12 protein-coding genes are annotated in these 14101 nt (G+C 35.8%); 7 read left to right on the top strand and 5 right to left on the bottom strand.

The window, feature by feature from the left end:
• The coding region (locus NZ579_07815) for a phospholipase D-like domain-containing protein (protein MCS7299840.1) at nt 1-1064 on the bottom strand (1064 nt) is incomplete at its 3' end.
• Nucleotides 1065-1308: 244 nt separating this feature from the next.
• Between NZ579_07815 and galE the strand changes: the two genes are divergently transcribed.
• The 3 genes from galE to NZ579_07800 all read left to right on the top strand — a co-directional run bounded on the left by galE (nt 1309) and on the right by NZ579_07800 (nt 3759).
• Complete coding sequence (galE, locus tag NZ579_07810; protein MCS7299839.1) at nt 1309-2283, top strand: UDP-glucose 4-epimerase GalE; 975 nt, start codon at nt 1309-1311, stop codon at nt 2281-2283.
• 142 nt (nt 2284-2425) lie between these two features.
• Entirely contained in the window at nt 2426-2872 is a 447-nt protein-coding gene (locus NZ579_07805; GenBank protein ID MCS7299838.1) for an archease, read from the top strand.
• 8 nt (nt 2873-2880) lie between these two features.
• Complete coding sequence (locus tag NZ579_07800) at nt 2881-3759, top strand: MlaD family protein (protein MCS7299837.1); 879 nt, start codon at nt 2881-2883, stop codon at nt 3757-3759.
• Here the strand turns inward: NZ579_07800 and nhaA are convergent.
• Nucleotides 3752-5080: a Na+/H+ antiporter NhaA gene (nhaA, locus tag NZ579_07795; protein MCS7299836.1), complete on the bottom strand. Its 1329-nt coding sequence runs from the start codon at nt 5078-5080 to the stop codon at nt 3752-3754. The genes NZ579_07800 and nhaA overlap by 8 nt on opposite strands.
• Before the next feature lie 280 nt (nt 5081-5360).
• Between nhaA and mnmE the strand changes: the two genes are divergently transcribed.
• Together mnmE and NZ579_07785 are read left to right on the top strand one after the other, a co-directional pair.
• A complete protein-coding gene (mnmE, locus tag NZ579_07790) occupies nt 5361-6830 on the top strand; it encodes a tRNA uridine-5-carboxymethylaminomethyl(34) synthesis GTPase MnmE (protein ID MCS7299835.1) in 1470 nt (489 codons plus the stop codon).
• Nucleotide 6831: 1 nt separating this feature from the next.
• Nucleotides 6832-7533: a PD-(D/E)XK nuclease family protein gene (locus NZ579_07785; GenBank protein MCS7299834.1), complete on the top strand. Its 702-nt coding sequence runs from the start codon at nt 6832-6834 to the stop codon at nt 7531-7533.
• A 7-nt stretch (nt 7534-7540) separates the two neighbouring features.
• Here the strand turns inward: NZ579_07785 and proB are convergent, their stop codons facing one another.
• Nucleotides 7541-8599 carry a glutamate 5-kinase gene (gene proB, locus NZ579_07780; GenBank protein ID MCS7299833.1) on the bottom strand — a complete coding sequence of 353 codons (1059 nt, stop codon included), beginning with the start codon at nt 8597-8599 and terminating at the stop codon, nt 7541-7543.
• A 48-nt stretch (nt 8600-8647) separates the two neighbouring features.
• Between proB and NZ579_07775 the strand changes: the two genes are divergently transcribed.
• Nucleotides 8648-9004 carry a YnfA family protein gene (locus NZ579_07775; GenBank protein ID MCS7299832.1) on the top strand — a complete coding sequence of 119 codons (357 nt, stop codon included), beginning with the start codon at nt 8648-8650 and terminating at the stop codon, nt 9002-9004.
• A 2-nt stretch (nt 9005-9006) separates the two neighbouring features.
• Here NZ579_07775 and mreD read toward each other — a convergent pair whose 3' ends face one another.
• Together mreD and NZ579_07765 are read right to left on the bottom strand one after the other, a co-directional pair.
• The gene (gene mreD / locus NZ579_07770; protein ID MCS7299831.1) at nt 9007-9498 is read right to left on the bottom strand and encodes a rod shape-determining protein MreD; all 492 of its coding nucleotides are present in this window, start codon (nt 9496-9498) and stop codon (nt 9007-9009) included.
• A gap of 18 nt (nt 9499-9516) precedes the next feature.
• Nucleotides 9517-11313, bottom strand: a complete 1797-nt coding sequence (locus NZ579_07765; protein MCS7299830.1) for a V-type ATP synthase subunit A — start codon at nt 11311-11313, stop codon at nt 9517-9519.
• A gap of 116 nt (nt 11314-11429) precedes the next feature.
• Between NZ579_07765 and NZ579_07760 the strand changes: the two genes are divergently transcribed.
• A partial coding sequence (locus NZ579_07760; protein MCS7299829.1) for a hypothetical protein occupies nt 11430-14101 on the top strand: 2672 nt, incomplete at its 3' end.

The raw sequence follows: 14101 nt of genomic DNA, 5'->3' as shown, positions 1-14101 counted from the left end.
ATAACTATTTCAATATCTTCGTTGTTTTTAACGAACTCAAAAGTTTCTTCAAGTTTTCCGATAGATCTAACTTCCCAATCCCGCAGGCTGAAATCAGCTAAATATTTTCTCCATCCAGACTTTCTGTTTTCATCACCTATCAGGTGAGGGGGACATATGACTATGCCTCTTTTACCTATTACCTTTGCGGTTGCGCATGCTACTACTGTTTTGCCAAGTCCAACAACATCTGCGATGATTGTTCCACCGTGTGTCTTACAATTTTCAAGTGCTTGGTATACTGCATCTAACTGGTAATTGTAAGTTTTGTAACCTGCTTCTTCTATAGGTTTATATAACTTTATACTTGAACTTTCGCCTTTGTGTAAATCACGGTATAATTTCAGAAGGTAAGCATAAGCGGTTAGAGGGGTTATTTTTCTAATAAATGTCTCATTCTCAAGGGTTTTAACAACATCTTCTTGAGAAAGTTGGATAGATGATTCCCAAAGACTATCAAAATACTTCTCTGCTTCTTCAAATCCGTAATCTTTTATTTCAACATTAAACTCATTTTGTGACTCAAGTCCTGCTTTAGTGAGATTACTACTACCTGTAATGAATAAGTTTGGTATAATATTGTTATTCAGTTTGAATAGGTATAACTTCGCATGATTTGGTTCCTTTGTTTTTCTTATTACGAGTTTGCGTTCTGAAAGAAGTTTAATGAAGAAGTCTATCTGTTCGTATATTTCCTTTCTATCCAGGTCTCCAGATGTGAAAGCAATTTTTAGAGATTTTATAAAATCTTCTTTAGCAGAATTAATGTTGAATAGTTTTTCTAACTTTGCGACTTCGTAGATTCCGTAAGCATTTTTGTCTATATCAAGACCTACTAGTATCTTCAAGTGCTCTTCTTTTAGCTTGCCTTCATCGTAAAGTTTTTTAAGTTCCTTATAGATTTCCTGAATGCCGGAAAAGTAGAAAAATCCAACTATAAACTTTAACTCTTTGCTTTCGCTTATGAGTGTATGTATGCGTTGTTTTAAAGTCTTTTCTTTGCTGTTCGTTATGAAATTGCTCATAATGTTATCATCATATACACAAATTCTAAACAATCTATTGATGGAAGATGAAAATTATCAAGTTATGACTTTACTTGTTGTATTTCTACCATCATAAGTGAGATTAAAAATTTATCTTCAACAAATTCAGAGTTTCGTTTGGTCCTAGATAGTGTTTGTTAGTTCCAAGATTTCGCTTAACGCTGGATGCTGATTGTCTTGTAATACTTGTGATCTGATTTTTTGATTAGTTATATTTTAGCGCATGGTTGTGTTAGTTGTTGGTGGTGCGGGGTATATAGGTTCTCATGTGAATAAACTTCTCAATAAGAAAGGATACAAAACGGTTGTTTTTGATAATCTAGTTTATGGTCATAGAGAGTTTGTGAAGTGGGGAGACTTTGTTCTAGGTGATCTAGCGGATATCAATCAGATAAGGCTTTGCTTTGAAAAATACAAGTTTGATGCTGTTATGCATTTCAGTGCGTTTGCGTATGTAGGTGAGTCTGTTAAACTTCCTTCAAAGTATTACATCAACAATGTTGCTAATACACTTAATTTGCTTCAAGTGATGCTAGAGTATGGAGTGAAAAATTTCATATTCTCGTCCACCTGTGCTACTTATGGAATACCAGAGAAGGTACCTATACCTGAAGATCACCCTCAAAGACCGATAAATCCTTATGGTTGGAGCAAACTTATGGTTGAGCAGATCTTAAGGGATTATGAGAGAGCGTATGGACTAAAGTATGTTATATTCAGATACTTTAACGCCGCAGGTGCAGACCCTGAAGGGGAAATTGGTGAAATACACATTCCAGAAACTCATCTGATACCTTTGACTTTGAAAGTAGCGTTGGGAGTTGAAGATCATTTGAAAATCTTTGGGACGGATTATCCAACACCTGATGGAACTGCCATAAGAGACTATATCCATGTCAATGATATTTCTGATGCACACATACTAGGTTTGGAGTATCTTGTGAATCAAGGTAATAGTGATGTATTTAATTTAGGAAATGAGAGAGGTTTTTCTGTTAAAGAGGTTGTGAGAAAGGTTGAAGAGATAACAGGTAGGAAGGTTAAGGCTGTTGAGTGGGAGAGAAGGGAAGGGGACCCACCTATCCTAATAGGTAGTTCAGAGAAGGCAAAGAGAATACTCGGATGGAAACCTGAATACTCTAGTATAGAAACCATAATACAAACAGCATGGGAGTGGGAGAAGAAGGTCTCGGGATAAGTTGTTTCTGTTGAACTTGTTAAATTAGTTATAGGTTTGTATTGAGTTTTAATTGTGTTTTTTTGATTGGATGTTTTACTATTATGATTGTGAAGTAGTCTTAATTTGAACGCTTTTTTAGGTTGTTGGTTTTGGAAAGTTTATGAGAGGTTATGAAGACTCTAGGTTTTGGGAAATTAAGGATCACACCGCTGATGTGATGATAGAAGGTGGTGGTAAGACACTCTCGCAATCATTTGAAGGTATTGCTCTGGCTTTGCAGAATGTTATCGTAGATACGAACACAGTTCAGAAAAGTAAGAAGATAAGTGATTGTATCAGGCTAAAAGGAAGTTATGAAGATTTGTTGTTTGAGTTCTTGAGTCGTTTGGTTTACATAAAGGATGTAAAAAAGTTTTTATTCAGTGATATACAAGTTCAGATTAGTGATAACAGTGATGTTATGGAGTTGTGCTTTACAATATACGGAGAGAATATTAACCTAAAAAAGCACTCTACACTTACCGATGTTAAAGGTGTGAGTTATAGTGGGCTTGTAATCTTTAAAGAAAAGGATTATTATATTTGTAGATGTATAGTTGATGTTTAAAGGTAAGTATGAAGCACTACGAGTTTAAGATAGGTATTGTGGTTGTAATAGGTTTGTTTTTTATAATATTGGGGTTGTATCTAACGAATTCTTTACCGTTTTTATCTACTGGTTATAAGATATTTCTTAAACTATCCTATGCTTCTAACATACCTGTGGGAGCGAATGTTAAGCTAGTAGGGGGTATAGAGGTAGGTAGAGTTGAGGAAGTTAGGGAGAATCCGGGTGAGGGAGGAGTTATACTTGTTTTGTCCATAGATAGTAGGTATAGAATAAACAGAGATGCAAGATTTGTAGTAAGGTCAGCTTCACTGGTTGGGGAAAGGTATATTGATATATTGGGATACACTGGTGATGAACCTTACCTCAAAGATGGAGATGTTGTTGTTGGCAATGAGGAAACGACATTGAATGAAGCAATATCAGATGTTTATGAATTCATAAGGAAAGTTATTGGAAAAATAGAATCAACACCGGACTTACCACAAAGCATAGACAAAATAGTTCTGGCAGTTGCTTATATAGAGAGTATCTTAAGAGAGGTATATCAAAATAGAGATACTATATCAACAAGTTTGAGGAATGTTTCTGATTTCTCTGAAAATATTAAGAAATCTGTTCAGGAAATAAACTCATTACTTAATTATCTAAATCAAGTTGGTAATAACATAAGTAGAGTTGATATACAAAAACTGAACGATTCTATTGACAATCTGAATTCTACTATAATCCAAATATCAAAACTCCTGACAAACACAAACACAGTAATAGGAGTTCTTACCGATGAAGAAGTTGGTAAAAGTTTGAGAAGAACGATAAGGAACTTTGAAGTATTCTCAAAGAAGATATCGGATAATCCATCTTCACTCATAAACATATTTAGGTAGGCTTCTTCTTTGACCTTATATTGAAGAGGAGTAATAGTGTTACTCCGACAATCACTGAACCTAGGCTACCAATATATATTCCTACCTTGGCTAGGTCAAGATAATGAGGCATACTGTCAAAGGATAGATGTGCTATAAAGAGTGCCATTGTGAAACCTATTCCTGCGAACCAAGAAACACCATAGAACTCTTTCCAAGACAATTTTTCAGATATTTCTGCGATGCCTATTCTAGTAGCAAGGTAAGATAAGGTGAATATACCTGTTGATTTTCCTAGTAGTAGTCCTACTGCAACACCTAATAATACAGGATGTGTAAGGTCGTTCCATGTAAAACTACCTACATATACACCCGAGTTTGCTAGAGCAAAAAGTGGTAGTATGAGAAAGGATACCCAAGGTGTTAGTGAAGTCTCAAATCTCTGAAGTGGTGGTTCAATTCTCTTAAGTTTCAGCTTTGTCTCCTGAAAGTCTGGTTTTGTTGTTCCTAATACTTTACCTTTTGATATATTCTCTGAAATTTTTTCTAGAGCATCCGAGATACTCTTAACCTCAAGAGGAAGGTTTCTTTGCGTTACATTTGAAGGTATGGCGAACGCTAGAAGAACACCTGCTATCGTTGGGTGTATCCCTGAGTGTAGAAATAGTATCCACAACACGAAACCTAATATTACATACACTATCGTAAATCGTATGTTCAACTTGTTTAGGATCAAAATCACTGCTACAACTAGAAAAGAGATTAAAACATACTCAATTCTAACTCCTGTTGAGTAGAATATTGCTATAACAAGAAGAGCCATAATATCATCAACTATTGCAAGTGCGGTTATGTTAACTTTTGAAGCATGAGACACTAACTTGCCCATAAGCATCATGACTGCTATTGTGAATGCTATGTCTGTTGCCATTGGTATTCCCCAACCTCTAAAGCTATCTTTGCCGAAGTTGAATATTGAGTATATTGTTATAGGTGCTAGCACACCGCCTAGAGCCGCTATAGATGGAAATACAGACTTTTTCACAGATGCTAGTTCTCCGACTAACATCTCTCTTTTTATCTCAAGCCCAACCACTAAAAAGAATATCACCATCAGAGCATCGTTTATCCAGTGTAGTACAGTCTTTGAGAATTTTAACTCTCCAAACGACAAACCTACTTTGGTCTCAAGTATAGAAAAATATATGTCCTTAAGAGGAGAGTTTGCTAGTATTATACCTACTAGAGCAGATATTAGAACTACTACTCCACCTGAAACCTCGCTTCTGAAGAAATTTGAAATGGAAAGAAATATGCTAGCATTTTTATTTTTCATATCCATATCTTCCTTCCAGAGTTCAGTATTTTGAATAATCTAATAAGACACTTTAAAACTGATCAATCTGCGCACAATAAGGTTTATGTGCGTTATGGTGAAATCTTAACACAAAAGGGGATATTCCAAAAAGAGTTGATATTCATCGGACTCAAGACCTATTGTTAGTATTCTTAAAGCATTGTGATGATCTTGCTTCTGTCCTATAATATATTTAAAGAAACATAACTAATGGATTACGTGTTAATTGTGAAATATTGTTTTCTAGGATTAAAATGATATTTGTATGAGAGAGGTTTTTCTTGATGAGGATACTATCTACGCACCTATAACTCCTAATGTTCATTCGGCGGTTAGCGTCATAAGAATCTCGGGAGAGAGGAGTATAGAAGTTGTTGATAGAATATTCAGAGGTAAGAAAAGAGTTAAGGACATGAAAACACATACTCTTGCGTATGGGTATATTGTTGATGATAATGGAGAGAAGGTGGATGATGTTATTGTTTCGGTTATGAGGGCTCCGCATTCTTACACTGGTGAAGATGTGATTGAGATAAGTTGTCATGGTAATCCACTGATAGTTGCTAGAATTATGGAACTCCTTAAACGGGAGGGGCTACGGATGGCTTTACCAGGGGAATTTACCAAAAGGTCAGTGTTGAACGGCAAGTTAGACTTGATTCAAGCAGAAGCAGTCAATTCACTGATCATGAGTAGAAATATCTCAAACCTTAAGATTTCTAGACATATCCTAGATGGTAGGCTTTCGGATAAGATAAATGAAGTTAAAAACAACCTTCTAAACCTACTTGCTTACCTTGAAGTTTTGGTTGACCATCCTGAAGAAGACCTCGCTGAAAGGAACTGGAGTTATATTGAGGATGTAATCACTAATTCAATAAACACTTTAAGTGATCTTATTGAGAAATCAAAGAATAGTAAATTTTTCGTAGAAGGACTTAAGATTTGTATAGCCGGTAAGACGAATGCTGGTAAGTCAAGCCTTATGAATGCCTTGATAGGTGAGGATAGGTCTATTGTTTCAAGTATTCCAGGAACGACGAGAGATGTTGTAAAAGAGATAATATCAATTGAAGGTGTGCCAGTCAGTATATTTGACACTGCTGGGATAAGGAAAGCTATTGACCCAGTGGAGCAAGAAGGTATAAGAAGAACGATAAGGAGTATTGAAACATCGGATGTGGTTGTTCTAACCTTTGATTTGTCATCTAGCCTTTCAGAAGAGGATAGTATCGTTATAGATACTATCAAGGAGTATGCTAGAAGCAAGAATATTTTTGTTGCTTTGAATAAGGTTGATGTTTTTGGTATTAATCTCGCACCAACTACCGTTGGTGAAGACTTTGATAATAATTCTGAACTCAAAAAAGCCGTGGATAATGTTCTAAACTTTATCAGATTGAATGGAGTTGATGTTGTAGAACACTTTTTGGTTTCTGCCAAAGAGGGAATTGGAATAAAGATGCTTGCTAGAAGGATTGTAGGTAGTGTAATCGGTGATGTTGAGAGTGAAGTTAATAATATCCTTATCAACAACGAGAGGCACAAGCAATTACTTGAAGATATCATCTCTTCTCTTAAGGAATCTTACGAATCTGCAAGGGATAGGATGTCTGAAGAGTTTATAGCGATAGGTATAAGAGATGCTTTATCATATATTGGTGAGATGGTAGGAGAAGTTACAACAGAAGACCTTATGGATACTATATTCAGAAATTTCTGCGTAGGTAAGTAGTGTGAGTGATAGTCTGTTTAGTCCAAAACACATAATAGTTTTGTCTAAAGTAGATTTTATCAACATTTTTATCTGTCCTTATACTTGGTATTTAAAGAATGTTGAAAAGATAAAACTGCCACCTACTGGTAGCATGTTAAAAGGTGCTGACCTTCATAATGTTATGAGGGAAATAAATGCAAGAAAGAATCTTGAGGAATCAAGAAAATATATCTCTCAACAGATTGAAAGTTTAAGGAGTTTTGAAAAACAACTTACGAACATAATAAATTTTCTTGAGATGAGAGAGTCCAACGGTGATAGTGTCTTTCCAGAATACTCGGAGTTTAGAATTGAGGTGCTTGTTGAGAACTTTAAACTGGTCGGAATAATAGATGCTATATACAATAATACCTTTGGTTATGAGGTTTTTGAGTATAAGAAAAGTTTTTACAAAGATATCCAGAGTCTTTTACTAGAGACATCTTTCTACTCGTATATATTCTCCAAATACACTAACATAAAGATTGCGAGGATGGGGTTGTTTTCGTTTGAGACAGGGGAGGTAATATATGGACCTTTTGACGAGAAGGTTGTCTTAGATAGAATTAGAGAGGCCTTTAAAGTAATTCTTGAAGGCAACTTTGAGCCTAAACCTAGTTATGAGAATTGTAAGTTTTGTTCTTATAAAAATTTCTGTAGATATTCTGTGGTTGGGAAGTAATTGACATTTAGAGTATTACCATATTGTCTATATGTATGACTTCTTCGTCAAATTCGGTAGTTCCGAGTATCTCTTCTATCTCGTATGTTCTTTTTCCTTTTATTTTACTTACTTCGCTTGATGAGTAGTTTGTTATTCCTATTGCTATGTTGTTTCCATTGAGGTCTGTAATGAATATCGGGTCTCCTACCGAGAATTTACCTTTTACTTCCTTTACTCCAACAGGTAGAAGGCTTTTCTTTTTCCTTATAGCATCCACGGCACCGTTATCAACTATTATACTACCTTTTTTTCTTGCTAGGATAAGAAGTCTATCTTTGAAGGACCTTCCTTTGCTATCGGGGATAAATTTTGTCCCAGTAATTCCATTTACAGCATCATTCAAGATATCCTTGTTAAAGCCATTTGCAATAACACATTCTACTCCTGATTTCATACAAGTGAAGCCTGCTTGTAATTTGCTTTTCATTCCACCTGTTGAGAGTTCAAATTTTTTACCTTTGAGATACCTAGTGACTTCTCTAATGTCTCTTATTTCTCTGACTAGTTCTTGGTTTGGAGATCCAAAATCTTTGAATAGTCCATCAACATCAGTCAGAATGACTAGTTTATCGGCTTGTAGAGTTGTTGCGACTAGTGATGCTAGGATGTCGTTATTTCCAAACTTTATTTCCTCTACTGCTACTGCGTCGTTTTCGTTGATTACTGGTATGATATTCATCTTGAAGAGTTCGTTGATTGTGTTTATAAGGTTGAGAAGGCTTTTGCGGGAGGTTAGTTCGCTGTATGTCAGTAGTATTTGAGCGACATTTAAGCCCTGCTTTGAAAAGAGATTTTGGTATAACTTCATAAGTTCAACTTGTCCTACACTTGAGAGTGCTTGCTTCTTTGAGAGTGTTAGGTTATCGTTAATACCTAACTTTCTTCTTCCTAGACCTATTGCACCACTTGATACAACTACAACTCTGTTCCCTTCTGAAACTAGTTTGGAGATTTCTACTACGATTCTGTCAATGATATCTTCATTCAAGACAATCTTTGTTCCAATTTTAACTACTATAAGCATAAGTAAAATTTAACCGATAAATATGGTGTCTTTCAAAAAGGTATTAGGATGGAAGAAAGGGTGCTTTTCGTTGTAAAAACGACAATACTATTTTTCATAACCGCAGTAGCGGAGATAGTTGGATGTTATCTACCTTACTTGTGGTTAAAGAAGAATGGGTCAATTCTTCTACTTATACCGGGTGCTATAAGTCTTGGGATGTTTGTATATCTTCTTTCACTACACCCCGTTGAAAGTGGTAGAATATACGCTGCGTATGGTGGAATATATATCATAACTGCTATGGTATGGCTTGTTGTGATTGATAGAGGAGTTGTTAACATATTTGATGTAGTAGGAGCAATTATAGTTCTTATAGGTTCTCTTGTGATGATAGTAGGTTGGGAGTTAGGTAGAAGAGGTTGAGTTTATACAACCATTGAATACTCTCTGTGTAGCAATGAGACGATTTTTTTTGATACCCACACCATAGGGAAAGCAAAAATGAAGTTCAATGCTCCTTCAATAAACATAGCGATATACCATTCACCTAGAGATATGCTTCCGAATATCACACTCAAGAGGAAGAGTATGAGATATTTAGTGATAGTTGATATGAAGGATACTATTGGAACCGTAAGTGGCATTTCAAATATGAAGATTGTCTTAAAAATTTCAATGGATAGTGCTATCGTGGAAAAGGCTATGACATGGGTTCCTATTATTGAACCTGAAAGTATATCAACGAGTGCGCCGATTATAGCTGAGAATATTATTCCTTTTGTTGTTCCGACCTTGAATGAGTAGTAGATGATCAATATCATGAGTAAATCTGGAGAAAAGCCGTATATTTTTAGTTGGGGTAGTGTTTGGATGATTGATAGGATGATTATTATCAAAACTCCCCAGAGTCTTCTCATAGGTTAGGTTATGTTTTCTTAGGAGTATCGTTCTCTGATTGTTTCAACTTCGGATACTAGTAGTTTTTCAATCTCGTCAATCTTTTCAAGTTGGTTGTTAGGAACTTCTATCTTTATTCTCATAATCTCTGATATAGATTTGAGGTTTTGTATCTCACTGACGGGGACGCGATAATTTACCACGAGGTCGTGCGTTAGGTCATATAGTTTAAGTATTAGTTTTGCCATTTTTATTTGTTTTTGAGGTGAGCAATAGGAGTCTACCTTGTCGTAAGCGACTTGTTGCAGGAATCCTATTCTTATCACTCTACAAACTTCAAGGATGAGCCTTTCAGATTGCGGTAGAGCGTCAAGTCCTATAATTTTAACGATTTTCTGTAGTCTATCTTCTCTTATGAGTAGGTCCATGATTCTTTGTCTTACTTCTTTGTATTCTGGGTCTATTTTACTCCACCATTCCGAGACCATATCAACATAGAAACTATAACTCAACATCCAGTTTATTGAAGGGAAGTGTCTCTGACTTGCTAATGACTTGTCCAAAGCCCAGAAGCATTTTGTGAACCTTTTAGTGTTTTGCGTAACAGGTTCGGAGAAGTCACCTCCTGCTGGCGATACCGCACCGATGATAGTTAGAGAGCCTTTTTGCTTACTCAATGTTTCAACATATCCTGCTCTTTCATAAAACGCGGCGAGTCTTGAACCAAGATAAGCAGGAAAACTCTCCTCAGCAGGCATCTCTTCAAGCCTACCAGATAACTCTCTTAACGCTTCAGCCCATCTACTCGTTGAGTCTGCCATTAATGCGACATTATATCCCATGTCTCTAAAGTATTCTCCTATAGTTATTCCAGTGTATATTGATGCTTCTCTTGCGGTTACAGGCATATTTGAAGTATTTGCTATTATAACTGTTCTTTCCATCAAAGGTTTTCCTGTTTTAGGGTCAACGAGTTTCGGGAAGTCTTCTAGGACTTCTGTTATCTCATTACCTCTCTCTCCACAACCTACATAAACTATTATGTCAGCGTCTGACCATCTAGCAAGTTGGTGTTGAGTGACGGTTTTACCGGTTCCAAATCCTCCTGGTATTGACGCTGTTCCCCCTCTAGAGATAGGAAATAGGAAATCAATTACTCGTTGTCCTGTAAACATCGCTTCGGATGGAATGTATTTGTTGTTAATTGGTCTTGGTATCTTAACGGGCCACTTGTGATACATTTTTAACTCTTGTCTTCCTCTAACTGGGTCTTCTAGAACGCAAATAACATCATCAACTTTATATTCTCCTTCACTTGCGATGAATACAACTTTACCTGCTTTGTCAGGTGGAACGAGTATTCTGTGTGTTATCCTTGAAGTTTCTGGAACTTCACCTATTATTGCTCCACCGTGAAGAATATCTCCTTCCTTAACTAAAGGTTTAAAACTCCATTTTCTCCCTCTGTTTAGTGAAGGTAAGTCAATACCTCTAGGTATGAAAATACCATATTCGTATATCTCATCAAGTGGTCTTTGGATACCATCGTATATTTTGGACAGTAGTCCCGGTCCGAGTTCAACGGATAGTGGCTCACCTGTTCCATACACATAATCTCCCGGTCTGACGCCGGATGTGTTTTCGTATATCTGAACTATCGCTTTTTCACCATTCAGAGAGATTACCTCTCCTATAAGGAGATGTTTTGAGACTTTGACAACCTCCATCATCTTGAGGTTTCTAACATCTTTGACAATCGCAAGTGGTCCGTTGATTTCCTCAATTACACCAACAACATTCTTTAGAATTTCATCTCTTAAACTAGTTTCTTGCATAATTCAATACCTCTGATATTAACTCTATTTTCATAAAAAGTATTCATTCTTGTCAAATACACAAACTTTAGGTCAGTTTTTTAAAGATTTGGAGAAAATTGATTATAATATTTATTATGAGACCTTTTAGGTTTTGGAGTGTAATAGTTTCCTTATTTTTGGTATTTACGATAGTTTCTTGTAATCAGCAGATAGTTCTGAAGGATACCAAACCGCCTGTTATAGTTGTTTTTTCTCCTGCTGATAATAGTCGTTACTATCTCTATGCTGATATAAGTATTCAAGTTAATGAACAATACGAGGGAGGTAGAGAGAGTGGGTTGAGAGATGTTGTGATAGAAGTGGTAGATCATGCATATCCTTCTCATGTATTTTTTAGAACTAACATAAGTGTAAGTGGTAATGAGTATAGGTTTAATCATAGGTTGTATGTTAATACTAACACTCTTGGTTCATACATTTTAAGAATTTTTGCTTCGGATGGTTCTGGTAATAATGCTAGTAGAGTTGTTAGATTTTATTCATCACCTTATGGTAATTTTTATATTTCTTTGAATAATAGTTTTTATGCCACTAATACTAATGTGTTGGGATTTCATGGTAGTATAAACATTCCTGTTAGAGAAATATATGGTAATGTTAGTAATGTTGTGTTGATAGTTAGCAATTCTTTTGGCTCATTTACGAATAATGTTAGTTACTTTGATGATACCTATTGGTATCTTAATCCTACTACACTCAATTTAGAGGAAGCTGGTACGAATTATAAGTATAATCTTCTAAAAGTTCTTCTGACAACTACTTCGAATAGTAATACTAGTTATACATTTGGTTTTTATTATGATACTAACAGACCTTATGTTGCGATAACGAACCTTACGAATGGACAGACAGTTCCGAGATTGGTTAGTATAGTGGTTAGTAATTTTGACAATTTGGGTTTAAGTGAAGGTAGGATTTATATGATTTCGGGAGGTGTAACGAATGTAACGAACAATTATATTCTTTTGGGTAATACTAGAGTGTATAATGTTCTTATCGGAGGTGTTAATACTACGTTTATTCCGTATGAAAGGGATGTTGCTGGGAATGAGTATTACGGTGCTCCTGTTAGTGTTATTTATGATGCTTCTTTGGTGTCAATAAGTATGAATTCCCCACTATCTGATTTTTCAATTATGAGTACTAATAGGCAAGTTTTAGTATTTCAGGGGCAAGCGTATGTTGGTGAGGAATACGAGGTTACTAATGTGGTTTTAATGGTTTATACCAATGGCAGTTTAGTATCGGCTACTAGTAGGGTATATAACGCTAGCACTGTGAATTGGACGATAACGAATAATGTTTTTATGGGGACGAATGAGATAAGGTATTTTGCTTTATCCGATAGTGGTAAGTCTAGCCCGACTAATTATGTTACGCTGGTAGTAGATTACATAAAGCCGGTAGTTAGGATAATATCTCCTACGAATAACAGTGAGTTTGATGTTGATGTGATACAGGTTGTTAGTTATGTGGATGATACCAACTTTTCGTTAGGTGTTTGGGGTGATATTTATGTTAATGGTGTTCATAGTGGTCATATTTCTGCTGCTGGTACGAATACTAATACAGTTAATTTAGCGAGAGGTAGTAATAGTATAACTATAGTGGTTCAGGACGCAATGTATAATTTTGAGACTAATATTACTGTGGTGAGATACCTAGATGATGCTGTGTATGTGTCTATTCTGGGTAATGACGCGAATAGTGGTTCAAGGGTTAAACCTTTGAGGAGCATACAGAAGGGTATAGAGAGGGCAGTTCAGTTAGGTTTGAGTAATATATATGTATCTGCTGGTGTTTATACACCGGGAAATGGTCTTAATAATAGTAATATAGGAGTGGTGATAACGAATAATGGGCTAAATATAGTAGGGGGTTGGGATAACAATTTTAATAGTATTATTGGGTATTCGGAACTTGATGGTATGAATAACTTGTATCACGTGGTTTATGCTAGTAATGTCTCGGGTGTATCGTTGAGTAATTTTGTTGTGAGGAATGGTAGGGCTTATTCTTATCCTTTTGGTGTAGGGGGAGGTTTGTATCTTTATAGATTTAATTATGGTATTTTGAGTAATCTTATTGTTACAAATAACTACTCTTCTAGTGGTGGAGGTGGGATATGTTTGTGGCATTCTACGAACAATATTATATACGGAGAGGTTAATAACAACATATCTGTATATGGTGGAGGTATTTATTTGGGTAGTTCTTCTGGCAACAAGGTATTTGCGAGTGTGTATAGCAATGTTTCTACCAATGATGGAGGTGGTTCTAGTGGTGCTGGTGGGGGTATTTATTTGGCCAATTCTTCTGGTAATGTTATAAATGGGAATGTGAATAACAACATATCTGGAGGCAGTGGTGGAGGTGTTTATTTGTATAATTCTTCTAGCAACAGGGTATTTGCGAATGTGTATAGCAATATTGCTACCAATGTTGGGGGTGGTATCGGTCTGTCTTATTCAATCGGCAATGTTATATCTTCGGCTATTTATCAAAACACTGTTGTGTCTTCTTCTAGTTATAGTGGTTATGGTGGTGGTATCTTTTTGTACTATTCACATAGTAATGTAATCACGAACAGTAGGGTATTTTCTAATTATTCAGCTTATAGAGGAGGTGGGATAGATTTGTATCATTCTGGAGACAATATTATATACGGTGAGGTTAATAACAACATATCTGTATATGGTGGAGGTATTTATTTGGGTAGTTCTTCTGGCAACAAGGTATTTGCGAG

This window comes from Spirochaetota bacterium, assembly GCA_025061835.1.
Classification (GTDB): Bacteria; Spirochaetota; Brevinematia; order DTOW01; family DTOW01; genus SKYB106.
Note: the sequence above shows the minus strand (reverse complement) of the source record. Positions and strands in the feature narration are given on the sequence as shown.